Raw genomic sequence first — 23,987 nt, 5'->3', positions numbered from 1 at the left:
AAGGCGGGCGGGATTATTCCCGTCCGCCTTTTTTATGTGGTCTGGGCCGACAAGCCATGTCGACCGTTCGTTTTTCAATGATCTCCGCGCTAGTCCAGCCAGCGGACGTTGACCTCGTGCCGGCGCGGGATGCGGGAGTAGCGGAATTTCGGGTAGCCGAGCATGAGGGCGGCGTATACGCCGTGGCCTTCAGGAATGCCGAGCTGTTCGCGCAGGGCGTGGCAGCCTTCCGCAGCTTCCATGAGAAACCCGGCCCAGCAGGCGCCGATGCCCCTGGCGTGGGCGGCAAGCTCCAGATAGGCGGCGGCCAGGGCGCAGTCTTCGGCGGGGTTGAAGCCGTCTTCCGCCGCATAGGCCACGGCCACATGCGGGGCGTGGTGACAGATCTTGTCGATTCCCTTTTTCCAGTTCTTGATTACGCCCGGGAAAACGTTGTTGATGGACATGTAGTGGACGACATGGCTGACGATTTCCTGGGTGGTTTCGGCCGATCTGGTAATGATCCAGCGGGCGGGTTGGCCGTTTTTCGCACTGGGGGCGTAGGTGGCCGCGTTGAGGAGTTCGAGCATGGTCTCCTCGGGTATGGGCTTGTCGCGATAGGTGCGGATGGAGCGGCGCGAACGCAGGAACTGATCGGCCTGCTCCGGTGATATGCGCTGGTCCCGCGGCATGGCGAGACACTGCTCCGGGGCGAGGGTCTCTGTTATTTGCGGCATTTCCGGGAGGGTGAGCGCCCCTGTGGGGCAGACGGCGACACAGTGCCCGCAGGCAATGCAGGTCTTTCTGGCCGCAGGCCGGAGTTTGGGGAACCCTTCCGGGTCATCCACGATGAGGTCGTAGGGGCACTCGGCGGCGCAGGCTCCGCATCGTTTGCACTTTTCTTTATCTGAGAACATGGGGTTTACTTCTCCGCTACGTTTTTCCCCACATTGCGGGGGCGTGGTTGCGGCGGCCGGATGGCTCGGTTCAGTTGGCGGCGGGCAGAGTGAAGATGAAGGTGGAGCCCAGGCCCAACTGGGATTCAACCCAGATGCGGCCACCGTAGTGTTCAATGATTTCGCGGCAGATGGTCAGCCCCAGGCCGGTGCCTTTGGGCTTGTTTTCCATGGTGTCGCTTTTGGTCTGGTGAAATTTCTCGAAAATCTGGGCCTGGTCGTCGGGATGGATGCCCATGCCGGTATCCGCCACCTCGACGCGCACCTGGCCGAACCGGGGGAACGCGCGCACGGTGACGTGTCCGCGTTCGGTGAATTTGGCCGCATTGTTCAGCAGGTTGATGAGCACCTGCTGCACGCGGTCGGGGTCGGCAATGATGGTGGGCAGTTCCACATCGATTTCGGTGACGAGTTCGACTTCCGGGTTGTGGGTGAACATGCCGGTTACGGAATTGACGGCCACCTCCACGGCATCGGTCATGTTGAGCCGTTCATCACGCCAGCCCATGCTGCCGGACTCGATCTTGTTCAGGTCGAGGACGTCGTTGATGAGCCGGGTGAGGCGCTCGCCCTCATGGCTGATGATGGTCAGGTTTTCCCGGATGCGCTCCCCTTTTTTGACCAGCACAGGCTGGTTGCTGCCCAAGGGGACGAAGTTCTTGGTGAATTCCTTGTTGATGAGTTTGGAAAAGCCGAGGATGGAGGTGAGCGGGGTGCGCAGTTCGTGGGAGACGGAGGAGAGGAAGGCGGATTTCATCTCGTCCAGCTCGCGCAGCCGCTGGTTGGCCTCTTCCAGTTCGCGCGCCTTGTTGACCAGGTCTTCGGTCCGTTCCCTGACGAGCTGTTCCAGGTGTTTGTTCAGGTCGGCGAGGTCCTGCTCCGCCTGTTTGCGCTCGGTAATGTCCTCCATGATGCCTTCTATGAAGATGAGCTTGCCGGATTCGGAACCGAGAATGGCCCGTGCATTGAGCGAGCCCCAGATGGTCTTGCCGTCGCGGCGGTAGTACTCGGCCTCAAATCCCTTGACCTCGCCCTGTTCGCGGACGTGGTCGTAGAAGCGCTGCATGGCGTCGGGATTGACCATGATGCGCGAGCCGAGAGAACGGACGTTGGACAGGAATTCATCCAGGGATTCGTACCCGAAGATGCGGGCCATGGCGGGGTTTGCCCGGCGCAGCACGCCGTCGGGCGTGGCCTGGAAGATTCCCTCGATGGCGTTCTCGAAGATGCCCCGGTATTTTTCCTCCGCTTCCTGGAGGGTCCGGTTCATGGTCTGGAGCTTTTTCTCTCGGGCCTCGATCTCCGCCGACATGTGCCGGAATCGCTTGGCGATTTCCAACAATTCGGCGTGATACACTTCTCCGAAATCATAGGAGAAATCGCCCTTTGCAACACGGGCGATCCCCTGCTGGAAGACGTGGAGCGGCTTGTTGAGAAAGACGCGCAGGAGCAGGCCGGTGATAGCCAGAATGACTGAAATGGCGACCACGATGAGCAGGGAGGAAACCAGCAGCTGTTCGTCGAGCCGCTTTTTTTCCCTGGCCAGGGTGAAGTCTATTTCGGCCCGGCCGATGGTCCGGCCTTCGAAGACGATGGGCCGGACTTTGCTGAAGTCCGCCTTGGTGCCGGAAAATTTTTCGTGGGCAAAGACCACTTCGTTGCGCGATCCGTAGATGCGGATGCCCTGGACCATGTCGTCGTGGGTGTAGACCGAGCCGATGAGCCGGGCGTTGTCGTAGTCCAGGTTCCAGATGGGCACGGCCAGTATCTCGGCCACGCTGGTGATGGTGTCCTCCCCCTTCTCCTTGGCGGTGGCCCACATGTCTTCGGACTGTTGCCAGTATATGTAGCTGCCCAGGGCTGTGGCCACGACAAGCACGATGATGACCAGACTGGACGTCAGGTCTCGTGAGATGGAGCGAGTCGTGAAAAACGGTCGTTTGCGTTTACTGGTATTCATTTGTCTGTGGTTGCCGGGTGTGGGATGGAACCTGAGAATAGCGCAAGACAATCTCTGGATGCCATTATTTACACAACTCGGCTCGCGGTGTCATCAACGTTATTTTAGCCTCTTCTCGGCTTCGGCGTTGAGCTCGCCGCTGCGGATCAGGTGTGTCAGCGCGTCATGCAGCCTGGCCCTGTCCGCCGGGCGCTTTCTCGAAACCAGCAGGCAGGGGGCGGAGGACGCAAGGACAATCGTTTTCCCCAGTGCCCGGGCGGGGTAGCGGTTGTGCTGCATCTGGTCGAGCACGGCCCGTTCCCAGCCGAGCACGGCGTCCGCCTGTCCGGCCAGGGTCAGCTTGATGGCCGCGCCAGTATCCGGCGCCGGCAACGGCGTGGCCTTCAACTGCCGGGCCGTGGTTATCAGCGAAGCGTCCGTGCGGGATACGGCCAATTTTTTCCCGGCCAGATCACGGATCGAGCGCAGGACGGTGGAGGCGCGGGGCAGGAGGACCAGTTTGAGTTGCAGCACGGGGCCCAGGTTGGAGGCATTGCCGGAGCGGGCCGCCGCGGGTTCCGCCAGGGCGGCGTTGACTCTGCCGTCCGCCAGGGCATCGGCAATGCCGGACTGTCGCATCTGGATCACCGTCGGTATCATGCCCGCCTTGCGGGCTATGGTCCGGGCCAGATCGGCCAGCAAGGCGGCCGATGGGCGGGAGTCCATGGGCACGGCGATGGAAATCTGGTCCGCCAGGGCCGGGGTGCCTATCAGAAGGAACAGGGCACATAGGATGCAGGCGTGTCGCAGTCGGGACATGTTCTCCCCATCGGGTTGGTGGTTTGCCTTCATGCTACGGCACGGCGGTGGGATTGGCAACGTTGCCGGATGAAGAACGCTTGCCTTGCGTGCGTGACTCCACTAACAGGCGTGATTAATGCACATACGCTGCCGCACCCTTCTGGTCCTCCTGTCGCTGTTGCTCTTCGCCTCCGTTGCCCGGGCGCATCCGCATGTCTTTGTCGATGCCTCCCTGACCTTTGTTGTCGATGATTCCGGACTGGCCGCCATTCGGGAAAGCTGGGTTTTCGACGACATTTTTACCCGGGCCATTCTTCCCGATATCGGAGTGGACCCGGCCGCGCTGGAAACCCCGGAAGGACAGGCTGCCATCAAAGCGGGCGCGTTCGACAACCTCGTGCGCTTCAACTATTTCACCTTCATCGAAAACCGGGGCAAACGGCTGCCGGTAACGCAGGTGCGTGATTTCAGGGCGTCCATGCGGGACGGGCGGCTGATCTATGACTTTACCGTGCCGGTTGGGCTGGCCGCCTCGGACATGCATCGGTTCCGGGCAGCGGTGTTCGATAAGGAATATTATACGGATATCCTGCTCATGGAGGATCAGCTCGCCTTTGAAGTGAACGGAGCGGCACAGGTGAGTCATACCGTCCGTCCGGCAAAGGATCTGGCCTATTGGCAGTTCATCGTGCCCAAGGTCGTTCGCCTGACGATTGCCGCGCCGGGATCGGGACAGCAGCTTGCCGCCGGGGAGCCGGGCGGGGCAGCGGACGATGAACTGTCCCTGCTTCAGCGCGGCATGAATCTGGTGCGCCAGACCCAGAAGCAACTGACGCTCAAGCTGGACCGCTTCGGCCTGGATATCCGGGACCATCCGTTCGGGGCCGCCCTGTGGTGGTTCCTGGCCTTCTCGTTTCTTTACGGCATGGTCCATGCCGTGGGGCCCGGGCATGGCAAGGCCGTGGTCTGTTCCTACTTCCTTAGCCATCCCGGTTCGTTTTTTTCAGGGGCCGTCATGGGCAATGCCATTACCTTTGTGCACATGGGGTCCGCCGCTGCGGCCGTGGGAGTGGCCTACGCCGTATTCTCCACCGGCATGGGCGGCGTGGCCGATGCCACGCAGGCGCTTCAGCCCGTCAGCTATGCCCTGGTCGGACTGATCGGGCTGTTTCTTTTTTCCCGCACGGTGTGGGTGCTCATGCATGGTGGCATTCTGGCAAAATCCGGCTGCGCCGCGCCCAACGGTGAACCCGAACCCGAGAGTATGCGCCAGATTCTGCTGGTCTCGTTTGTGACCGGGCTGGTGCCCTGTCCCGGAGCGGCCGTTATTCTGGCCTATGCCGTGGGACAGCAGATTCTGTGGGCCGGTATCCTGGCCATTTTGGTCATGGCTGCGGGCATGGGGGTGACCACCACGCTTTTCGCCTGGGGAGCCGTTGCCGCACGATCGGCAACAATGCGGCTTTCCTCGGCCAACCGTCGGGTCTTCAACTGGCTGTATGGCGGTCTTGCCCTGTGCGGCGGGCTGGCCATCATGTTGATAGGCGGGGTTTTGTTCATGAGCAGCACGGCGTGGCACTAGGGATAGGCCTGCGCCCTTCAAGGGAAAGGGAAGAGGGGAACCGGCAAACCGATTCCCCTCTTCCCTTTCCCTTGGCTGTGTGCCAGTTCTAATCGGCCAGGGCCTTGTTCACGGTCTCGACGAGCTTGCGGGTGTCGATGGGCTTGGTGAAGGTCTCGACCACATCGAATACCTTGGCCAGTTCGACAATAGCCTCCGGGTTGAATGCCTCGCCGCCGGAGATGGCGATGAACTTGTGGCTGCTGTCGGACTTTATCAATTCTCCCATGACCTGGAGCCCGCCCTTTTTCGGCAGGAAGATATCGACGATGGAGAGGTCGATATGATTTTCCCGGCAGACGCGGAGGGCCTCTTCGCCGTCCGCAGCTTCCAGGACCTCATAGCCTTCTGCTTCCAAAACTGATTTGATCAGTTCCCGGATGATGGGTGCGTCGTCTACGACGAGTACGGTTTTCATGGTGCCGCTCCTTTGCTTGCTTCAGTCAGTTCTGCGATTGGTCCGTTAGGAACTTTAGCGCTTCCTGCATTTCAAGTTCAAGCGTTTTCAAATTATTATCACTTGAAGAATCATCCTTCTGGTTGCAGAAGAATTCCAACTGCTCCGCGCTGTTACCCACCCCGGCCGCGCCGATGGTTCGGGCAGCGCCCTTGATGGAGTGTGCCAGCCGTTTGGCTTCGGGATAGTCCCTCGCTGCCAGGCTTTTCTTGAGTTCCTCCAGGTCGGCAGGGGCATCGCGCAAAAATATCTCGTCCATGCGGGCCAGCAGGTCGGTTTGACCGCTAAGATGCTCCAGTGCCGTTTCCCTCTCAAAGGGTTTTCGGGTGCGGTGTTTGTTGCCCTGCTTCTCCTGGGCCTCTCTCTCGTCAGGCACGGATCTGCCTTCCATGACCCGGGCGATGGTGGCGTAGAATGCCTTCATGTTGATGGGTTTGGAAATGTAGTCGTTCATGCCTGCTTCGAGGAACCGCTCTCTGTCGCCCTTGAGGGCGTGGGCCGTCACGGCGATAATGGGGAGGTCCGGGTCCAGAGCGCCGGAGTTGGGGTCCCGGATGATTCTGGTGGCGGTAATGCCGTCCATGACGGGCATCTGCATATCCATGAGAACCAGGTCGTAGTTTTGTTCCCGAAGTGCATCCAAGGCCTGGGCGCCGTTCTCCACGGTGGTTACCGTGTGTCCGTGCTGATTCAGCAGCGACTGGGCCAGGAATCGGTTGAGCGAATTGTCGTCCGCCAGCAGGACTCGCAGATTCGGCAGGGGCGGGGGCGAGTCCTGGGCTTCGGCCTGGGGCAGGGCGTCGGCATCGGTTACTGCGAACCGGGCGGTGAAGGAGAAGGTCGACCCCTCACCTTCCCGGGATGTGAGGTACATGTGCCCCTGCATGAGTTCCACAAGTCGTTTGCAGATGGCCAACCCCAGGCCGGTCCCGCCGTGTTTGCGGGTCACGGTCTCGTCCGCCTGGTTGAAGGACTCGAAGACGTGTTGCTGCTTGTCTTCCGGAATGCCGAGGCCCGTATCCGCAACGGCAAAATTCAGGACAGCCTCGTTTCTTTCCAATGACTGTTTTCCTGTGGTCGGTTTCACCGTCAGGGTGATGCCGCCCTGCTCGGTGAATTTGACCGCGTTGGAGATGAGGTTGATCAGCACCTGCTTGAGCCGGGTCGGGTCTCCGACCAGATAGGGCGGTATGTTTTCGTCCATGTGCAGGTCGAAGTCGAGTCCCTTGGCCTGGGTCTGAATCCGGTGGATGTCCATGGCGGATTCAATTGTATTGAGCAGGTCGAAGGGCAGGGATTCCAGTTGCAGCTTGCTCGCTTCTATCTTGGAAAAGTCCAGGATGTCGTTGATGACCGTCAGCAGGGACTCGCCGGCCTCCATGATGCGGCGCAGGTAGCGGTCCCGCTGGAGTTCGTCCTTTTCCATAAGCGCCAGTTCCGCCATGCCGAGTACTGCGTTGAGCGGGGTGCGGATTTCATGGCTCATGTTGGCCAGGAAATGGGATTTGGCGCGGGTGGCGGCATCGGCCTTCTTCATGGCCGAGACAAGGCGCATGGATTTGCTGGTCAATTCCCGGTTGGCCATTTCCAGCTCGCGGGTGCGTTGGCGGACGCGGTCTTCCATCCTGTCGTGCGCCTTTTGCAGCTCGTTTTCGGCGTTTTTGCGGGCCGTGATGTCGATGCCCAGTACCATGAGCATCCGCTCTCCTGCCGAATCGGTCATTGGGCTGCATTGCAGGTGGAACGTCCGTCCCTTGGCATCGGTCCAGTCCCATTCCACGGCGCGGTCCTTCTGCATGGAGAGCATGGGCGGGCAGCCAGCGCAGTCTTCGTTGTCGCAATGCAGCACATCGCGGCAGGAAAGTTTGCTCGGAGGGCCGAAATATTTGCGGAAGTAGCGGTTGGCGTAGCGAATCGTGTGATCGGGGTAGAGATGGTAGACAATGCCGGGCAAGGACTCCATGAAAAAGATCTGGCGCTGCTGCTCGCGGCGGAGCCATTGGTCCGTGCGGCGGAGTTCCGTCAGGTCGGATGTGGATATCACCAGCCGGGGCAGACCTTCCCCGGGGCCCGGTACAGGGACGATGGCATGGGCCAGGACCCGTTCGTCCACTTCCGCCTCGAAACGGATGCTGCGGTCTTCGAGGATGGCCTCGTCTATCTTTTCCCGAATCAGCTCAAGCGACTCATCGGGTACCAGATCGAAGAGGTTGAGCCGTTCCAGTTCCCGGCCTTTTTTTCTGCCGAAGTGGGTTGCCACCACATCGTTGGCAGCCAGGATGTTGCCTTCGGCATCTACCATGAGAACAGACGATGCCGAAGCTTCAATCAGAGCCCTGGCAGTGCCGTCCAATGAGACAGGGGAAGTCGGGAGTATCTGTTTGTCGCTTTTTTTCATTCCCTGCATTGATTCCGGTTTTACGGGATCATGTCTTTGTTCGTTTTATCTCCGTTCGCCAGCCGCGTCCGATCACGGCCAGTCCGTTATCCCGGCTGAGGAACGAGAACGAAAAAAACAATGGGACTATTTTATATATGGTAAAAGAAATAAGTCCTTTCGGTCAATGAGAATCAATTTTGCGGGTCTTGCCGGTTTTCAATCCCCGTCACTCCTGCTACCACCGGGCATGGACCATCAGGGATTCATCATCCGGCCGCCCAGCGAGGCGGATAGTATTCTGCTCCAGGTCACCCTGGGATGTTCGCACAATCGTTGTGCCTTCTGCGGGGCGTATCAGGACAAGCCGTTCGGCATCAAGGACGAAAAGACCGTCCGGCGCGACATCGGGTTCGCTGCCGAGCACTGCTCCCGGCAGCGCCGTCTCTTCCTCTGCGACGGAAACGCCCTGGTGCTGCCGCAATATCGTCTGCTTTCCCTCCTGGCCGATATCCGTTCCGAACTGCCCTGGGTAACCCGCGTAGGCTCCTATGCCCGTGCTTCGGATGTGACCCGCAAGTCGGATGCGGATCTGGCCGAATTGCGCGCAGCGGGACTCGGCATCGTCTACATGGGCCTTGAATCCGGCGACGATGCGGTGCTTGCCGACATGAACAAGGCGGAGACCTCGGCGGAGATCGTCGAACAGGGACGGCGTGTCCGGGAGGCGGGAATCAAACTCAACGTCACCGTCATCAACGGACTGGCGGGGGCATCGCGTTCGCTCGGCCACGCACGGGCCACGGCCCGGGCCCTCAATGCCATGCAGCCCGATCAGATAGGCGCGCTCTCCCTCATGCTCGTGCCCGGCACTCCGCTGCATTCCCGGTGGGAACGGGGAGACTTCACTTTGCCCGACACCCTCGGCATCCTGCGCGAACTTCGGGAGCTGCTGGCCGGTCTGGATCTGAAACGGGCCCTTTTCCTCGCCAACCATGCTTCCAACTACCTGCCGCTCAAGGTGCGGTTGCCGTCGGGCAAGGAGACGGCACTTTCCGAACTGGACCGGGCCATTGCCGGACTCACGCCCCTGCGGCCGGAAAGTCTGCGGCGGCTGTGAAGGGGCAAGGCGGGGTACGTGTCTTACCTGCGGTGCCGAAATTCCGGACCGGACAAATATTGAAAATAGGGGCGGTTGGTTCCGACAGACCTGCATCCGTTGTAGCACCCGTTTATCTAAAGGGCCGGATGCTACTTCTTGGTCTCTTTGTCGGAGTGGGAGGTGGTGAAGAAGGAATCAGCCCAGGAGAAGGCGTGCTGATAACTGACGGCCACGGTGCCGGGCAGAAGATCCAGCTCCTTGGCGTGGGCGCCCACGGCATCCCAGTCCGAGCTCTCTATGGCCCGGGCCATGGCCAGCCAGGAGGCGTAGCGGTTATTCTGGCCGCATAGGGCCGCCTTGATGGAGTCGTCTACGGGCAGGTGGGTGACTACTTCCTTCATCTCCATGTCGAGCAGCGCATTGAGCAGGGAGAAAAGGCCGAGCATGAAGAGCCTGTCCGACTCCTCCTCATAGCCGCCGCCCAGGGCCGCTGTCTCGAAAAGCTTGGCGCGGTGGGCAGAGATGTAGGCGAGCTCCAGTGACTTCTCGGACGGGGTCATGTCCGTGAGGATAATCAGGCGGAGCCAGTTGCGGATGGGTTTCCAGCCCGCGAGGACCACTGCCTGCCGGATGGAGGTGATGGTGGTGGCGAAGCTGAAGTTGGCCGAATTGAGGAAATTGAGCAGCCGGTAGCTGATGGTGACGTCCGCCTCGATGGCCAGGGCAAGGGCGTCGAAGTCCGGTTCGTTTTTTTCGATGATTTCGAAGAGCTTGAGCCGGGTCACCTCGGACGAGGAAATCTTGCGGCCGGACTGGACCTGCGGATGCTGGAAGAAGAAGCCGTGGAAGAGGTGGAATCCGGCGTCCCGGGCCATGTGCAGGATATCCGCTGTTTCCACGCGCTTGGCGATGAAACGGGCCGAGCTGCATTTTTTGCCGAGGGTGATGAGTCGTTCCAGGGCTTCGGCGTCTTTGCCTTCCGTATCAACTATAAGGTAGTCGGCCAGATCGACCAGCTGTTCCGCGCCTGGGGTGGCTTCGAAGTTGTTGATGGCCACCTCGTAGCCGTCATTGCGGAAGCCGGCCAGGGCCGCGAGGGTGGCCTTGTCCACCTCGGCGGATTCCTCCATGATGATGACCACATTGGGCCAGGGCACGGCCAGCGGAATGTCCCGCTTGATGTCTTCCGGAGTGAAGTGGATCATGAGGCGGCCCTTGTCTCCGGCGATGCCGCCGCACAGGGGCAGGTTGGCCACCAGATTCATGGTCGCTTCCGAGTCGTCGGAAAAAATGGCTTTTTCCGCGTCTTCGCTGTCGCGGAACAGCAGCATGTAACCCCAGGTGCCGTTGTTTCGATCAAAAACGGGCTGCCGGGCGATGAATATGTTTTCGTATGCCTTGTCTTCGCTCATGATGTTCGCTCCGGTTTGACGCTTCTGTACCACAGATTCCACGTCCTGTCGCGCAAGTTAATAAGAGGAACCATTGCGACCCGTCAAGTGTTCCGGGGTCGAGCGGCCGGATTCCCCCTTTTCTCTTGGGCAGGAGTGTACTATGTCAGTGCACGGTAGTTTGGAGCAAGTATATTCGCCACAGAACCAGCAATAGAGGTACAGGATGCACATAGGAAAAGCCATTCGCCTGGAGAGGATTTTCAATCGCAATACCGGACGCACCATCATCGTGCCCATGGACCATGGCGTTACCGTAGGCCCCATTTCAGGGCTGGAGAAGATGCGTGACACGGTTACCGATCTGGTTGCGGGTGGGGCTAATGCCGGACTGGTGCATAAGGGACAGGTCAAGCTCGGCCACCGTATGCAGGGCCGGGATTTCGGCTGTATCGTGCATCTTTCCGCCGGTACCTGTCTCTCGCCGTTTCCCAACGTGAAGCGGCTGGTGACCACGGTCGAGGAAGCCATCCGGCTGGGCGCGGACGCCGTGAGCGTGCATGTCAACCTGGGTGACGAGACCGAGGGCCAGATGCTGGCCGATCTGGGCGCTGTGGCCGCTTCCTCCGGAGAGTGGGGAATGCCGCTGCTGGCCATGATCTATGCGCGCGGCCCCAAGGTCTCCGACGAGTATGACGCCGAGGTGGTGGCGCACTGTGCCCGTGTGGGCGCGGAGTTGGGCGCTGACGTCGTCAAGGTCAACTACACCGGCGACCCGGAATCCTTTGGCCGAGTGGTGGAAGCCGCAGGTGTCCCGGTGGTCATCGCCGGAGGGGCCAAGATGGACTCCACGCGCGATTTCCTGAACATGGTCCGCGCCTCCCTGGACGCCGGTGGTTCCGGCCTCTCCGTGGGCCGCAATGTGTTTCAGCATCATGACCGCACCCGTCTGGTCCAGGTCCTGAACCGGGTCGTCCACGAGGACATGACCGTGGACGCTGCCCTGGAAGGCTTTGAAGATATCTTGTAGATTCTCTTATTCGCAATAATGAAAAAGTCCCCTGCCCGAAATCTCGGGCAGGGGACTTTCTTTGGCGAATCCTTTTTATCTCGCCAGCCCCGCAAAGCGGCCCCAAAAAGTTTTGGAGATCCTTAAGAACCTTTTTCAAAAGGTTCTTAAGCCGCCGGAGGCATTCCCTTTTTCTTACCCCTTAGCCAGGGTCGCGCCCAGTTCGCGGGCGCGGCGGCAGTTTTCGGGAAACACCTCGGCACGGACCTGAGCCTTCTGTTCCGGGTCCCACCATGCTGTACCGTACTTCTCGTAGTCCTCGTACAGTGTGGCGTCACAGTTGGTCAGCACGGTGCAGGGGCCGAGGATGGCCTCCACGAAGGTGCGGGTGTTGTTGATGACGGCGTCGTAGTTCCGTTCCGCCATGGCGGCGTCCGTGGCACTCATGGAGTATATCAGGGCCGTGGGGATGGGCTTGGGGAACAGGGACTTCCGGTCCGGGGAATAGGTGAAGTAGGGATAGAGCATCCGCTCCATGAAGGTGCGCATCATGCCGCTCTCCGCGCCGTAGTATATCGGGGTGCCGAGGACCACGGCGTCGTATTCACGTATTTCCTTGAGGATCGGCGTCAGGCCGTCCTTCATGGCGCATACGCCGAAGGATTTGCCGCCCTGTCTTTTGCATTGCAGGCAGGAGGTACATCCCTTGTAGTCCAGTGTGTAGAGGTTGACGATGTCACCCGTGGCCCCTGCGGCAAGTGCGCCCTCGCGGCAGGCTTCCAGCAGGGTGGCTGTGTTGCCCTTTCTACGCGGGCTGCCGTTGAAGAATCCTATGCGCATGTGTTCTCCTTGTTTCAGGTTGCGGCGGCAAATCAGCCTTTGACCAGGGCGGCGCCGAGTTCCCGGGCGCGGCGGCAGTCTTCCGGAAAAACTTCGGCCCTGACCTTTGCCTTGTATTCCGGGTCCCAAATCGGGGCATCGTACTTGGCGTAGTCGTCGAATTGGAAGGTGTCGTTGCTGATGAGCAACTCGCAGGAACCGAAGCAGCGGGCCATGGTGGACTGGGCGCGGTTGATCATCACCCCGTACTGCAGGGCCTCCATGCGGTCGGCCGGGACGTTCATGGTGTAGATCATGGCTGTGGGGATTTGGCGGGGGAACAGGGTGGGGTAGCCTTCGGCGTAACGCAGGTAGGGAAAGAGCAACCGCTCCATGAAGGCTCGCGTCATGCTGGTTTCACCTCCGAAGTATACCGGAGTGCCCAGCACCAGGACATCGAATTTGTCCAGCCCGTCCAGAATCGGGGTCAGGCCGTCCTTGACGGCGCAATGGCCGTAGGACTTGCCTCCCTTTCGCTTGCACTGGAAGCAGGAGATACATCCCTTGGCGTCAAGGGAGTAGAGATTGATGATTTCGCCGGTGGCTCCGGCCTCCTGCGCGCCTTCAAGGCAGGCGTTGAGCAGTGTGGCGGTGTTGGCTTTCTTGCGCGGGCTGCCGTTGAAAAGTCCGATATGCATGTTGTTTCTCCCGGTTTGGGTGAGGGCGGGCGGTAAAACGCCGCCTGTTCAAAGGGGGACAATAGCATGTACGGCGATATGGGCAAGTAGGCACTGATCGGTGCGTAGGTTACCTGTAGGGAACTCTGGGGTTATTCCCCGTCCTTTTTGGGGCCGTAGGTGCGAACGAACCACTGCACCTGGCGGCAGACGCCCATGAGCAGGTTGAATTCGTTGCGCTTGAGGTTGATCTTGGAGAAGAAGCGGCGCACCGGGAGCATCCAGTAGTCCGGGTTGTCGGATTTGAGGAAGTCTATCTGAAGCAGGGTGTCCTGCATGGTGGAAAAGAGCGTCTCCTGTTCCGGGATGGTGGTGGGGCGTTCCTCGTGCGGGCCGCCCGGGTGAAACGGGGTTTCCAGCGATTTTTTGAAGCACTCGTAGAGCACGACCATCACGGCCTGGGAGAGGTTGAGGGACGTTCCTTCCCGGCTGGTGGGAATGGTCATCAGGCCGGAGCAGATGCTCGTCTCCTCGTTGGTCAGCCCCTTGTCCTCGGGGCCGAAGACCAGGGCGATCCGGCCGCCCTCGCGCAGCCGTTCGTCCACCACGTTCGCCAGTGTGGTCGGGCTCATGATCCCCTTGCGCCAGCCGCCGGTGCGGGCGGTGGTGCCGAACACGGCGGTGCAGCCCTGCACGGCCTCGGCCAGGGTCTCCACAATGCGTGCGCCTTCCAATATGTGTTTGGCATGGACGGTGGCCAGCGGCAGCGCCTTGTCGATGTCGAAATTATAGGGATCCACGATGATCAGATTGGTCACGCCCATGTTCAGGCAGGCGCGGGCCGCGCTGCCCACGTTTTCAGGATATTTGGGCCGGAACAGGACCACGCAGAGTTCGTCGAGCATAACACCTCCCGGGTGAATGGCTTGGTCCGGGGCCATGTAAGCTGCCCGGCCACGGATGTCAAAGTCTCCGCTCCGGGCCCATCCTGGAATTTCCCGGGATGTGAAAATATATCCTACAAAAATGTATTTAATATCTTTTCTGCCGCAGGGCTATCTGCTACATCTTGCGACCCCGGCAAGAATATCATGTGCCAAAGCTCCGGGAAGGGGCATAGTGAACGCAAACCGTCATCCTTGAGGGAGGACCCATGCAACGGCTGTCGTACCTTTTTTTCGTCCTGATGTTGGTCATCTCGCTCGGCCCGCTGCCGGGCTGCTCCTCCGAGCCGGCCGGTAAACCGGTGGACGGAGCGGGTGCCAAGGCGGAAAAGGTCGCGCCCCGCAAACGTTTTCTCGCCTTTGGCGGCGGTCCCACCGGCGGTACGTTCAACTTCTTTGCCAACAAGATCGCCAGCATCGTCTCGGAAAAGGACGAAACCGTGGATATCGCCCCGCGCGGTTCCGGCGGCTCCGCCGAGAACCTGCGCAGCCTGAACAAGAACGGCTTGGATATGGGCATCGTCTATTCCGGTGACGCCTTTCTCGGACGGGCGGGACGGTTGCCCGGCGACACGACGCACTACGACAAGGTCCTCGCCCTCGGATTTCTCTATGGCGCTCCGGCCCAGCTGGTGGTGCGCGCGGATTCGGATATCCACTCCGTGAACGACCTGTCGGGCAGGAGCGTGGCCGTGGGGAACCCCGGTTCCGGCGCTGCCCTGTCGGCCGAGCGCTTCCTGCGCCACCTCGGCCTGTGGGACAAGATGAAGATTCGTCATCTGGGCTATTCTCAGGCCGCTATTGATTTTGCGGACCGGCGCATCGACGCCTTCTGGGTGCTGGTGGGCTACCCCAACTCCGCCATAATAGAGGCCGCTTCCCTCACTCCCATCCGGTTGCTGGACCTCAATGCCGAGGCCGAGGCCTCCGGTTTTTACGAGAAATATCCCTTCTATACCCGGATGGAAATTCCGGCGGACACCTATGCAGGTCAGTCCGATCCCGTGGAATCCTTTCAGGACAGCGCCCTGTGGTGCGCCAATGCCGGGCTGGACGAGGCTGTGGTCTATGAAAGCCTGAAAGATATCTATTCGGATGAGGGTATCAAGGCCCTTTCCCTGGCGCACAAGGCGGCTCGGGGGATGACGGTGGAGACCGGACTCCAGTCCGTGTCCATCCCCCTGCATCCCGGTGCGGTCCGTTTCTGGAAAGAGTTGGGCATGGACATTCCGGAAGGGCTGCTGCCCAAGTAGGGACGGGGCTTGCCTTCGGTTGCCTGCCTGCCGAAACTCCACTATGCTGGGTATATGAAAATATGTACACGGCTGTTGATCTGCTGCCTTTTCCTGGTGTCGCTTGCGGCCTGCAAACGCAATGAGGCGACCATACTGCCCATGCCCGACGAATATGTGGGCGAATACCTTCAGACCAGCGACGTGATCCGCATCGGTGTGGCGCTGGACCGCACCCCTCCGCGCGTGCCGGTCAAATGGGAGAATCCGGATACCGGATACCAGTTCTCCATGATGATTTTCAGCTTGGACGGGGCCAAGGGGGCTGTCGCCAGCCACTTCTCCGTGCTGGCCATCCAGCCTTCCGGCGATGCCGAGGTCCTGAGCCTGCTGGGCCGGTCGGAGAAAAAAGGCGTGTGGCACATTGTGGCCGAGTCCTCGGCCTCGTCCGTGGGCAAGGCGCAGCGGATGAAGCTCGTTCCCACTCCGATGCCGAACGCCACTCTGAACTCGGACCAGTTCTCAGGTTTCCTCGTGGAGCGTTAGCTATGGATGAGGAGCTGCGGGAACATATCCGGTCTCTGGCTGAAGAAATGGAGGTTGCTTCGGAGCCGCTTGAGGCCTCGCTGCTTTCTGAGGGTATGCCCGAAGACCTTGCGGAGGCTGTGGCCGAGGTCGTGGGCGAGACCTCCCGGTTTGCCGAGATGACCGAAAAAAACTAGAAAATAGTCGAGCTTTGCCTTTCCCTCCGCACAGGCGTACCCTTTCCCATCATGCCCCGTGTCAAACTTGTTATCGCCTATGAGGGCACTGACTTTTCCGGCTGGCAGCTCCAGGCGCGCGACCGCACCGTCCAGGGGGAGTTGGAGGGCGCACTGGCCCGGCTTGTCGGGGTCCCTGTCCGTGCCCACGGTTCGGGCAGAACGGATGCCGGTGTCCACGCCATGGGCCAGGTGGTTCATTTCGACTGCGCTGAAGACCGGATGGGCCTTCCCTGGCGGCGCGCCCTCAATGCCCTGCTGCCGCCCGACGTGCGCGTGCTGGACGCCGAACCGGTGTCCGACGACTTCCACGCCCGGTATTCCGCCGAATACAAGACCTATGAATATGTCCTCTGGCATGAGGCCGGATACTGCCTGCCCCAGCGGCGCCGCTTTGTCTGGAACTGCGGCCCGGTGGATTTTACGGCCATGGAGGCGGCGGCCGCACTGTTGGTGGGGGAGCATGACTTTTCCGCCTTTCAGAATGTCGGGACCCCGGTGAAGTCCACGGTGCGGACCATCTTCGATCTTTCCCGGCACGCGGCTTCCGACCCGCGCGAGTCTGTCTGGCGGTTTACCGCCAACGGCTTTCTCAAACAGATGGTGCGCAACATCATGGGCTGTCTGGTGGCCTGCGGACGCGGTTTTTTGCCCGTGCTCCAGGTCCGGCAAATCCTGGATTCCGGGGACAGGAGCAAGGCTCCGGCCACGGCCCCGCCTCAGGGACTTTCCCTTGTCTGTCTAAAATATCATCATCCTTCGTGATTGATTACTTATAATTGTATTGAAAAAAAAGCAGAGAGCGCTATGATGGCGATCTAAAATCATAATGCTTGGTGGTCCCGTTTGCCCGGACAGTATGATTTCCACTTGTTTCAAGGAATAATCGAACATGACGCTTCGCAACATATCAATCAGAATACGTTTGTTTTTTTCTTTTGGTCTGATTTTTGTCCTCTTTGCCGGTTTTGCCTATTTCCAGCACTATGAGTTGCACAAGCTGGCCGATTTATCCGAAGAAGGCGCGCGGCTTGCCACCCGTATGGAGCAGTTGATGCGCATTGATTCCCGCGTGGAATCGTTCAATGCCCTGGCCGCGAAGGCCCAGCTCGACTGGAGCCGGACCGAACTGCATGACCAGCTGGTCCAGCTGGCCGGATTCTCGGCGGAAGACATCACCTTTATGCGCGAGGTAGGCCGCGAGGTTGGGAAGGAGAGTGAAGCGGCCAAGGGCGGCAATGCCTATGCCAAGCTCTCCGCCGCCGTGACCGACGAGCTGCTGCCGATGCTGAAGAGCGGCTCGGTGGATGCCGGGACCCTGGCCGAGTTGTCTGGCCGGACCGGGACTGAGTTCAACCAGATCATCGGGGTGCTTGGCACGCTTGAGGAAGCCTTGCATTCCAAGGTTGAAAAGGGCGTGCATCACGCTGCCGATTTCCGCAAGACCCTGGACAATGCCACGCTGGTGCTGACGCTCATTGTTCTGGCCGTCTCCCTGTTGCTGGCCGCATGGTTGGCGTGGAGCATCGTCCGTCCGGTCTGCCGGGCGGTTGCCTTTGCCAATCGGGTTGCCGAGGGCGATTTTTCCGACAGGCTGGATACGAAACGGGGCGACGAGATCGGCCGTCTCTGCAATGCCTTGAATGAAATTCCGAAAGTTCTCATCGATATGGAAGATCGGCTGGTCCACATGGTGGAGCGGGTAGAGGCGGGCGAACTGCGCACCCGGGCCCCGGTGGACGGAGTGCAGGGCGAATATCGGAATCTGCTGGAAAAGGGCAACTCTGTGGCCGAGGTCATGACGGGGTATATCGACGCCATTCCCCTTCCTGTAATGGCCGTGAACAACAACATGGACATTCTTTTCCTGAACAAGGCGGGCAGGGAGGTCGGGGGCCACGTTACCGACCAGTCCTACCGCGGCACCAAGTGCTACAATACCTTCAAGACCTCTGACTGCAACACGCCGCGTTGCTCCTGCACCCGGGCCATGCAGACCCGCGAGACGCAGAATGCCGAGACCGATGCCCATCCGCAGAATCTGGACCTTGATATCAAGTACATCGGTTCGCCCATCATTGACGGGAGCGGCAAGGTGGCCGGAGCCTTTGAGATCATCATCGATCAGACGGAAGTGAAGGGGATGCAGCGCAAGGTCGGCAAGCTGGCCGAGCGGGCGTCGTCCATTTCCGAAGCCCTGGCATCCGCCTCTACCAGCCTGAGCAGCCAGGTGGAGCAGGCCGCTACGGGCGCGCGCTCCCAGAGCGAGCATACTGCCGAAACGGCCACGGCCATGGAGGAGATGAACGCCACGGTGCTGGAAGTGGCACGCAACGCATCCAGTGCGGCCACAAATACCGACAAGACAACGGAAAAGGCCCGTCAGGGCGCCGAAGTTGTCGGCAAGGTGGTGGAAGCCATCCGGCTGATACAGGGCCATGCCGCCGAGCTGAAGGAGGACATGACCGAACTGGGTGAGCGGGCCGAAGGCATCGGCACGATCCTCGAAGTGATCACGGACATTGCGGACCAGACCAACCTGCTTGCCCTCAACGCCGCCATCGAGGCCGCCCGGGCCGGAGAGGCGGGGCGCGGCTTTGCCGTTGTTGCCGACGAAGTACGCAAGCTTGCGGAAAAGACCATGACCGCCACCACTGAGGTAAATCAGGCGATCAGCGGCATTCAGACCTCCAGCAAGGAAAATGTGATCGCTACTGAAAAAGCGGCCCTGGCCATTGAAGAAAGCACCGAACTGGCCGATCAGGCCCGCGCTGTGCTGGAGGAGATCGTCGATTTTTCCAACGACTCGGCCGGGCAGGTGCAGTCCATAGCCGCCGCATCCGAGGAGCAGTCCAGCACGGCGGACGAGATCACCCGCGCCACCGAGGAGATCGACGCCATATCCCACGAAACCAGCCGCTCCATGGGCGACGCCGCCACCTCTGTCGGCGAACTGCAAACCATGGCCGCGGAACTGGACGACATCATCCGTCAGATGATCGAAAACTAGTTTTAATAATAGTTAAAAGAGAAGGCCGCCCCTTGGGCAAGACGTTTTCTATAAATGTTGAAAAAGAGAGCCCCGACTAAGTCGGGGCTCTCTTTTTGGGGTAGCCACATTAACCAAGCGGAAACGAACAGTCTCACGTATCAGCGGGAGGCTGAGAAATTTATGGCCGACTATCGTAAAGATTCAAGCAGTTTGAGAACTGCCATTCCAGCAAAAAAAGAAAGGACATGGACGGTCCATTTCTCTATGGCATTTTGTACTCCCTTCTTCGTTGACGCAACGATCCAATGCGGCTCACTTAAGCTGTCCATTCCCTTATCTGAAATGGAATATTCCGGGCATAACCCGCTGGATATGATCAGCTTCTTATCAATGAGGTAGGTAACGTCTTGTCTCAGTCTTTCAGGGAATATTCCGGTTTCATTGTATTTTTGTAATTCTTTGTCGGTGAAAGAAAACCTCGAGACTCTGCTCAAATCTGGTCTTGCGGTCTGTCCTGCATAGGTTGGTTTCAATTCCAAGAGTAGCCGTCTCTGGGTCTTATTGAGCTTCATTCCGGTCTCCATTTTTCAAATAGAATAATACATATTCGACCTTCTGGTTAATTATTCATTAATCCACAATACTCACGGGAATTTCAGAAATATCGCAATACGAGCATGTGTCCGCCGTTGTTGGGCCATTCGCCGGACAGACGAGGCGCACGCCCCCCACCATGGTGAAGTCCGCAACGATGACTTTCGCAAAATGGCCTGGCGCTAGACGAACTCAGCATAGGCACGATACCGTTCATGAAGAACCCAGTTGGTAAGCAACCTGGGAAAATATTTTACCCATAAGAAGAACCCCCTGTTTGCCAAAGCAAACAGGGGGTTACGATTCATTTCAGACGTTATCGTCAACATTTATGGAAAACGCCTTGCCCCTTGGGGCGGCTTTTTTTATCCCCTGCCGAAATATTCCATACTGGAACTGGCCGTTTTTACGGATTGTCGCCGTTATCGCACGGCGTTGCGGTACGTTGCGGCATGATAATCCTCGCTTGTACCACATGGTGGATTATGCCAGATTGCACATAGTAATCCGTAACACCCTGCCTTGCCTGTCCTTGTTGGGACGGGCGGCGGTAGGCGGGGCGTTCGGCGACATTCTGTAATCAGGAGGTTCTATTCGTGAAAGAATACCAGCAGTTTATCAACGGCGAGTTTTGCGACAGCATATCCGGAGACCGGATTGAGGTAATCAATCCCTTTACCGAGAAAGTCGTATCCAGCGTGCCCAAGGGCAATGCCGCGGATGCCGAGGTTGCCCTGAACGCGGCCTATGACTCCCAGAAAGCCTGGGCTGCGCGTCCCTGCGCGGAGCGTGCGTCCTACCTGAAACAGATGGCCGAGCTGATCCGGGCCAACCGGGTTGAGCTGGCGAAGATTCTGGCCGAGGAACAGGCCAAGATCCTGCCGCTGGCCCAGGTGGAGATCGACGCCACTGCCGAGTATTTCGACTACTATGCAGGCTGGGCCCGCAAGTATGAGGGTGAGGTCATTTCCAGCGACCGGGCAACCGAGAACATCATTCTTTACCGCCAGCCCATCGGCGTGGTGGTCGGCATCTGCCCCTGGAACTTCCCGTTCTTCGTCATGGCGCGCAAGATCGCCCCGGCCCTGCTCACCGGCTGCACCATCATCCTCAAGCCGAGCAGCGAGACCCCCAATACGACCTTTGCCTTTGCCAAGCTCGTGGCCGGTCTCGGTCTGCCCGCCGGTGTGCTGAACTTCGTTTCCGGTTCCGGCTCCACCCTGGGTGATACCCTGGTGCGCAGCCCCAAGGTCGGCCTGGTAACCCTGACCGGCAGCGTGGAAACCGGCCAGCGCATCATCACCGCCTCGGCCGAGAACATCACCAAGACGTCGCTGGAGCTGGGCGGCAAGGCCCCGGTCATTGTCTGCGCGGATTGCGACATGGACCTGACGGTCAACGCCGTTGTCGCTTCCCGCATCATCTTCTCCGGCCAGGTGTGCAACTGCGCCGAGCGCGTCTATGTGGAAGCGCCGGTCTATGACGAGTTCATGGACAAACTGGGCAAGGCCATGGCCGCTGTGACCTACGGCGACCCGTTTGCCGATCCCGCTCCGTCCATGAGCTGCCAGATCAACCAGTCCCAGCTGGAAAAGGTAGGCGGCATGGTGGACCGCGCCAAGGCTGCCGGTGCCGAGGTCGTGGTCGGCGGCTCCCGGCCCGAGGACATGCCTACGGGCTTCTTCTACAAGCCGACCCTGCTGGCCGGGTGCACCCAGGACATGGAGATCATCCAGAAGGAAATCTTCGGCCCTGTCCTGCCCGTGGTCAAGGTGGACGATTTCGACCAGGCCCTGGACTACTCCAATGACTGCGAGTACGGCCTGACCTCTTCCATCTTCACCAATGACTACCGCAAGATGATGCGCGCCATGAACGAACTGAAGTTCGGCGAAACCTACGTCAACCGCGAGCACTTCGAAGCCATTCAGGGCTTCCACGCGGGCTGGCGCAAGTCCGGCATCGGCGGTGCGGACGGCAAGCACGGCCTCTACGAGTACCTGCAGACCCACGTCACCTACATCCAGTACTAACCCTTCGGAAATAAAAATGAAGGGGCCGTCCGAAGTCTCGGACGGCCCCTTTTTTTGTCTGGGTTATTGCGGGTTAGAACAGGTTGTTGTTGCGTCTGTCCGAGGGAAGGCCATTGATATTGACGTCAAGGCCTCCGGTGACTTGATCCAGTTCTTCCTCACTGAGCTGTTCATCCCGGGTCTCAGGCTGTTCCAGCACTTCGCTTGCTTCGGTCTTCTCTTCCTCTGTATTCCGCATGGTGGTTCTCTCTTGATTGAGGTTGAGCGGGACGGTTCGAATGCGTTTCGCCGCGTGTCTCGTGTCCGTTTTGCATACAAGGATGCCGAGGGGCGAAATTAGTTTCGCGCATTGACGGGAATGTTTATCCCTTCATCCCGGCAGCACCCGGCGGGAGCGCCTTCATTGTGTTCGAGTCCCATTCGCAGTCCGTGCAAAAGTAATCAACATGCTGGGTCAGGTCTTCCGATGCCTGGGTCAGGGTGCGGCAGGTGGAGGCCATTTCCTCGGCTGCGGCCGCGTTGGACTGCACGCCCTTGTCCAGTTGGGTCACGGCCGAGGTGATCTGGTTGGCGCTGCCGGAGAGTTCGTTGTTCGCCGCGGCAATCTCCTGGATCATTTCCGATGTCTTCTTGATGTCGGGAACCATCTCTCCCAGCAGGCTGCCGGCGCGTTCCGCCACGGCCACGCTGGACGCCGAGAGCGTGCCTATTTCCTGCGCCGCCTTGCCGCTACGCTCGGCCAACTGGCGCACCTCGGCGGCCACCACGGCAAATCCCTTGCCCATTTCCCCGGCCCGGGCCGCCTCGATGGCCGCATTGAGGGCCAGCAGATTGGTCTGGCGGGCGATCTCTTCGACTATGGCGATCTTGTCGGCAATCTGCCGCATCGCCTCCACCGTGCTGCGGACAGCCTCGCCGCCGTCATTGGCCTTGTCAGCCGTGCGTCCGGCCAGTTCCATGGTTTCGTTTGCGCTGGAAGCATTGCTGCGGATGGCGCCGGCCATCTGCTCCATGGAGGCTGAGACCTCTTCCACGGAAGCGGCCTGTTCCGTGGCGTTTTTCGCTATTTCCTCCGATGCGGCGGAAAGTTCGTGGCTGCCGTTGGAGACTTCTTCCGAGCTCAGATGCACCTTGCTCAAAACATCCCGCATCTTGTCGCGCATACGCCGCAGTTCCACTGCCAGTCTGCCGGTCTCGTCGCTGTTGGAGACCTTCAGTTCGGCGGTCAGATCGCCTTCGGCCATGCTTTCCGCAAACTGCACACCGGCCTGGAGCGGCCGGGTAATGGTCCGGGTGATGGCGTAACCGATGGCCGTCGCAAGGATGAGGACCATGACGATGGCCAGCAGCGTGAGCAGGGAGGCGCGGGTTTCGGTCCTTGATGCGTGGTTGGCCGCAGCGTCTTTGGCCGGGTCTATGACCCGCTCCATGATTTCGTTGAGCGTCTGCCGCAGGGTGTGCTCCGCGGTTTCCATCTGTGCCCCGAGTGTCTCCATTTCCTGCGTGGAAGCAGTGAATGCTTCTCCCAGGGCAGCATAGCGGTCCAGGTCCGCCTGAATATGGTCGGCGGCCTGTTGCATGGCATCCAGGCCGGTCAGGGTCTCCCGCCATTCGGCCAGGCCGTTCCTTGCCGATTCCAAGGCTGCGGCATAGGCAGCGCGGTTTTCATCCGAGGGGTCGGCGGCGAGATCGTGCGATTCGGTCTTGAGCGCCAGGACATGGGCTATGACTGCTTCGTTCATGACCATGTCCACAGCACCCCAGCGGACCATCTCGAAAATATTGGCCTGATTCTCGGCTTGTTCCTTGGCCGGATCAATGACTGTCTCCATTGTGTGCAGGAGAAAGGCGAGGGAATTGTCCACCAGCTTGTCCCATTGGGCCAGGACGTCGCGGGAATGACTTGCCGCGACGGTAAACCGGGCAGCCGCGTTTTCCATCTTGTCGATATCCTTGCCCACGGAGTCCGCCGCTGCCAGCAGGGCGGGGCGCCCTTCAAGCATGGCCCGCCACGCGGCAAGTCCTTCCCGCATGGTGGCAAAGGCCTCTTTCTGATGGGTGAAATCGGATTCCTCGCCACGCAGGCGGACAGAAACCATGGCATGATTCAGGAAGAGTGCGTTCTGGGTAACGGACTCGTTCATGACCATGTCGATGTCGCCCCATCGCATATAGCCGCGCATGGAGTTCGAGATGTCGGAAAGGAAGAAGATGTTCAGGAGTCCCAGCAGCATGGCTACCAGGGCTACGAGTAGGAAGCCGCCGCCGACTTTTTTCCCGACGGTCAGGGTGAGTGTCATATT

General features: G+C 59.7%; 21 protein-coding genes. 9 read left to right on the top strand and 12 right to left on the bottom strand.

Annotated elements, in window-relative coordinates:
* Positions 1 to 89: 89 nt before the first annotated feature.
* The 3 genes from ACI0FG_RS15635 to ACI0FG_RS15625 form a co-directional block, all read right to left on the bottom strand.
* Positions 90 to 896, bottom strand: coding sequence for a nitroreductase family protein (locus ACI0FG_RS15635; RefSeq protein WP_419785933.1), 807 nt, complete (start codon positions 894 to 896; stop codon positions 90 to 92).
* A gap of 70 nt (positions 897 to 966) precedes the next feature.
* Entirely contained in the window at positions 967 to 2,895 is a 1,929-nt protein-coding gene (locus ACI0FG_RS15630) for a sensor histidine kinase (protein WP_419785932.1), read from the bottom strand.
* Between the two features lie 99 nt (positions 2,896 to 2,994).
* On the bottom strand, positions 2,995 to 3,693 hold the full coding sequence (locus tag ACI0FG_RS15625; protein ID WP_419785931.1) for a substrate-binding periplasmic protein: 699 nt from the start codon (positions 3,691 to 3,693) through the stop codon (positions 2,995 to 2,997).
* A gap of 118 nt (positions 3,694 to 3,811) precedes the next feature.
* Between ACI0FG_RS15625 and ACI0FG_RS15620 the strand changes: the two genes are divergently transcribed.
* On the top strand, positions 3,812 to 5,257 hold the full coding sequence (locus tag ACI0FG_RS15620; RefSeq protein ID WP_419785930.1) for a DUF1007 family protein: 1,446 nt from the start codon (positions 3,812 to 3,814) through the stop codon (positions 5,255 to 5,257).
* Positions 5,258 to 5,345: 88 nt separating this feature from the next.
* On the opposite strand, the gene ACI0FG_RS15615 is transcribed toward ACI0FG_RS15620, so the two are convergent.
* Both ACI0FG_RS15615 and ACI0FG_RS15610 read right to left on the bottom strand, forming a co-directional pair.
* On the bottom strand, positions 5,346 to 5,714 hold the full coding sequence (locus ACI0FG_RS15615; protein ID WP_419785929.1) for a response regulator: 369 nt from the start codon (positions 5,712 to 5,714) through the stop codon (positions 5,346 to 5,348).
* A 25-nt stretch (positions 5,715 to 5,739) separates the two neighbouring features.
* Positions 5,740 to 8,151, bottom strand: coding sequence for a PAS domain-containing hybrid sensor histidine kinase/response regulator (locus tag ACI0FG_RS15610; RefSeq protein WP_419785928.1), 2,412 nt, complete (start codon positions 8,149 to 8,151; stop codon positions 5,740 to 5,742).
* A 166-nt stretch (positions 8,152 to 8,317) separates the two neighbouring features.
* Here ACI0FG_RS15610 and ACI0FG_RS15605 point away from each other — a divergent pair, with 166 nt between their 5' ends.
* Complete coding sequence (locus tag ACI0FG_RS15605) at positions 8,318 to 9,250, top strand: radical SAM protein (protein WP_419785927.1); 933 nt, start codon at positions 8,318 to 8,320, stop codon at positions 9,248 to 9,250.
* 131 nt (positions 9,251 to 9,381) lie between these two features.
* Here the strand turns inward: ACI0FG_RS15605 and ACI0FG_RS15600 are convergent, their stop codons facing one another.
* The gene (locus ACI0FG_RS15600; RefSeq protein WP_419785926.1) at positions 9,382 to 10,644 is read right to left on the bottom strand and encodes an EAL and HDOD domain-containing protein; all 1,263 of its coding nucleotides are present in this window, start codon (positions 10,642 to 10,644) and stop codon (positions 9,382 to 9,384) included.
* A 205-nt stretch (positions 10,645 to 10,849) separates the two neighbouring features.
* On the opposite strand from ACI0FG_RS15600, the gene ACI0FG_RS15595 reads away from it, so the two are divergent.
* Positions 10,850 to 11,653 carry a 2-amino-3,7-dideoxy-D-threo-hept-6-ulosonate synthase gene (locus ACI0FG_RS15595; protein ID WP_419785925.1) on the top strand — a complete coding sequence of 268 codons (804 nt, stop codon included), beginning with the start codon at positions 10,850 to 10,852 and terminating at the stop codon, positions 11,651 to 11,653.
* Between the two features lie 174 nt (positions 11,654 to 11,827).
* Here ACI0FG_RS15595 and ACI0FG_RS15590 read toward each other — a convergent pair whose 3' ends face one another.
* The 3 genes from ACI0FG_RS15590 to ACI0FG_RS15580 form a co-directional block, all read right to left on the bottom strand.
* Complete coding sequence (locus ACI0FG_RS15590) at positions 11,828 to 12,472, bottom strand: flavodoxin family protein (protein WP_419785924.1); 645 nt, start codon at positions 12,470 to 12,472, stop codon at positions 11,828 to 11,830.
* Between the two features lie 32 nt (positions 12,473 to 12,504).
* A complete protein-coding gene (locus tag ACI0FG_RS15585; protein ID WP_419785923.1) occupies positions 12,505 to 13,149 on the bottom strand; it encodes a flavodoxin family protein in 645 nt (214 codons plus the stop codon).
* 131 nt (positions 13,150 to 13,280) lie between these two features.
* The gene (locus tag ACI0FG_RS15580; protein ID WP_419785922.1) at positions 13,281 to 14,033 is read right to left on the bottom strand and encodes an RNA methyltransferase; all 753 of its coding nucleotides are present in this window, start codon (positions 14,031 to 14,033) and stop codon (positions 13,281 to 13,283) included.
* A 248-nt stretch (positions 14,034 to 14,281) separates the two neighbouring features.
* Here ACI0FG_RS15580 and ACI0FG_RS15575 point away from each other — a divergent pair, with 248 nt between their 5' ends.
* The 5 genes from ACI0FG_RS15575 to ACI0FG_RS15555 all read left to right on the top strand — a co-directional run bounded on the left by ACI0FG_RS15575 (position 14,282) and on the right by ACI0FG_RS15555 (position 19,075).
* Positions 14,282 to 15,325 (top strand): TAXI family TRAP transporter solute-binding subunit, encoded by a 1,044-nt coding sequence (locus ACI0FG_RS15575; RefSeq protein ID WP_419785921.1) that lies wholly within the window; start codon positions 14,282 to 14,284, stop codon positions 15,323 to 15,325.
* A 54-nt stretch (positions 15,326 to 15,379) separates the two neighbouring features.
* A complete protein-coding gene (locus ACI0FG_RS15570) occupies positions 15,380 to 15,850 on the top strand; it encodes a hypothetical protein (RefSeq protein ID WP_419785920.1) in 471 nt (156 codons plus the stop codon).
* A gap of 2 nt (positions 15,851 to 15,852) precedes the next feature.
* Positions 15,853 to 16,026: a hypothetical protein gene (locus ACI0FG_RS15565; RefSeq protein ID WP_419785919.1), complete on the top strand. Its 174-nt coding sequence runs from the start codon at positions 15,853 to 15,855 to the stop codon at positions 16,024 to 16,026.
* A gap of 51 nt (positions 16,027 to 16,077) precedes the next feature.
* Entirely contained in the window at positions 16,078 to 16,830 is a 753-nt protein-coding gene (gene truA / locus ACI0FG_RS15560) for a tRNA pseudouridine(38-40) synthase TruA (protein WP_419785918.1), read from the top strand.
* A 127-nt stretch (positions 16,831 to 16,957) separates the two neighbouring features.
* Entirely contained in the window at positions 16,958 to 19,075 is a 2,118-nt protein-coding gene (locus ACI0FG_RS15555) for a methyl-accepting chemotaxis protein (protein WP_419785917.1), read from the top strand.
* A gap of 170 nt (positions 19,076 to 19,245) precedes the next feature.
* Here the strand turns inward: ACI0FG_RS15555 and ACI0FG_RS15550 are convergent, their stop codons facing one another.
* Positions 19,246 to 19,629, bottom strand: coding sequence for a hypothetical protein (locus ACI0FG_RS15550; protein WP_419785916.1), 384 nt, complete (start codon positions 19,627 to 19,629; stop codon positions 19,246 to 19,248).
* Positions 19,630 to 20,247: 618 nt separating this feature from the next.
* Here ACI0FG_RS15550 and aldA point away from each other — a divergent pair.
* Positions 20,248 to 21,684: an aldehyde dehydrogenase gene (gene aldA / locus ACI0FG_RS15545; RefSeq protein ID WP_419785915.1), complete on the top strand. Its 1,437-nt coding sequence runs from the start codon at positions 20,248 to 20,250 to the stop codon at positions 21,682 to 21,684.
* A 73-nt stretch (positions 21,685 to 21,757) separates the two neighbouring features.
* On the opposite strand, the gene ACI0FG_RS15540 is transcribed toward aldA, so the two are convergent.
* Positions 21,758 to 21,922: a bacteriocin gene (locus ACI0FG_RS15540; protein WP_419785914.1), complete on the bottom strand. Its 165-nt coding sequence runs from the start codon at positions 21,920 to 21,922 to the stop codon at positions 21,758 to 21,760.
* Between the two features lie 124 nt (positions 21,923 to 22,046).
* Entirely contained in the window at positions 22,047 to 23,984 is a 1,938-nt protein-coding gene (locus ACI0FG_RS15535; RefSeq protein ID WP_419785913.1) for a methyl-accepting chemotaxis protein, read from the bottom strand.
* Between the last annotated feature and the right edge of the window lie 3 nt (positions 23,985 to 23,987).

The sequence above is a fragment of the Pseudodesulfovibrio sp. 7M6 genome, from assembly GCF_050058625.1.
In the GTDB taxonomy this organism is placed as follows: Bacteria; Desulfobacterota; Desulfovibrionia; order Desulfovibrionales; family Desulfovibrionaceae; genus Pseudodesulfovibrio; species Pseudodesulfovibrio salinus.
The sequence above is the reverse complement of the archived record's forward strand: the minus strand, read 5'-3'. Positions and strand labels throughout refer to the sequence as shown.

Coding starts and splice junctions, on each gene's coding strand:
- ACI0FG_RS15635 (WP_419785933.1), bottom strand. CDS start 896: ATGTTCTCAGATAAAGAAAAGTGCAAACGATGCGGAGCCTGCGCCGCC.
- ACI0FG_RS15630 (WP_419785932.1), bottom strand. CDS start 2,895: ATGAATACCAGTAAACGCAAACGACCGTTTTTCACGACTCGCTCCATC.
- ACI0FG_RS15625 (WP_419785931.1), bottom strand. CDS start 3,693: ATGTCCCGACTGCGACACGCCTGCATCCTATGTGCCCTGTTCCTTCTG.
- ACI0FG_RS15620 (WP_419785930.1), top strand. CDS start 3,812: ATGCACATACGCTGCCGCACCCTTCTGGTCCTCCTGTCGCTGTTGCTC.
- ACI0FG_RS15615 (WP_419785929.1), bottom strand. CDS start 5,714: ATGAAAACCGTACTCGTCGTAGACGACGCACCCATCATCCGGGAACTG.
- ACI0FG_RS15610 (WP_419785928.1), bottom strand. CDS start 8,151: ATGAAAAAAAGCGACAAACAGATACTCCCGACTTCCCCTGTCTCATTG.
- ACI0FG_RS15605 (WP_419785927.1), top strand. CDS start 8,318: ATGAGAATCAATTTTGCGGGTCTTGCCGGTTTTCAATCCCCGTCACTC.
- ACI0FG_RS15600 (WP_419785926.1), bottom strand. CDS start 10,644: ATGAGCGAAGACAAGGCATACGAAAACATATTCATCGCCCGGCAGCCC.
- ACI0FG_RS15595 (WP_419785925.1), top strand. CDS start 10,850: ATGCACATAGGAAAAGCCATTCGCCTGGAGAGGATTTTCAATCGCAAT.
- ACI0FG_RS15590 (WP_419785924.1), bottom strand. CDS start 12,472: ATGCGCATAGGATTCTTCAACGGCAGCCCGCGTAGAAAGGGCAACACA.
- ACI0FG_RS15585 (WP_419785923.1), bottom strand. CDS start 13,149: ATGCATATCGGACTTTTCAACGGCAGCCCGCGCAAGAAAGCCAACACC.
- ACI0FG_RS15580 (WP_419785922.1), bottom strand. CDS start 14,033: ATGCTCGACGAACTCTGCGTGGTCCTGTTCCGGCCCAAATATCCTGAA.
- ACI0FG_RS15575 (WP_419785921.1), top strand. CDS start 14,282: ATGCAACGGCTGTCGTACCTTTTTTTCGTCCTGATGTTGGTCATCTCG.
- ACI0FG_RS15570 (WP_419785920.1), top strand. CDS start 15,380: ATGAAAATATGTACACGGCTGTTGATCTGCTGCCTTTTCCTGGTGTCG.
- ACI0FG_RS15565 (WP_419785919.1), top strand. CDS start 15,853: ATGGATGAGGAGCTGCGGGAACATATCCGGTCTCTGGCTGAAGAAATG.
- truA (WP_419785918.1), top strand. CDS start 16,078: ATGCCCCGTGTCAAACTTGTTATCGCCTATGAGGGCACTGACTTTTCC.
- ACI0FG_RS15555 (WP_419785917.1), top strand. CDS start 16,958: ATGACGCTTCGCAACATATCAATCAGAATACGTTTGTTTTTTTCTTTT.
- ACI0FG_RS15550 (WP_419785916.1), bottom strand. CDS start 19,629: ATGAAGCTCAATAAGACCCAGAGACGGCTACTCTTGGAATTGAAACCA.
- ACI0FG_RS15540 (WP_419785914.1), bottom strand. CDS start 21,922: ATGCGGAATACAGAGGAAGAGAAGACCGAAGCAAGCGAAGTGCTGGAA.
- ACI0FG_RS15535 (WP_419785913.1), bottom strand. CDS start 23,984: ATGACACTCACCCTGACCGTCGGGAAAAAAGTCGGCGGCGGCTTCCTA.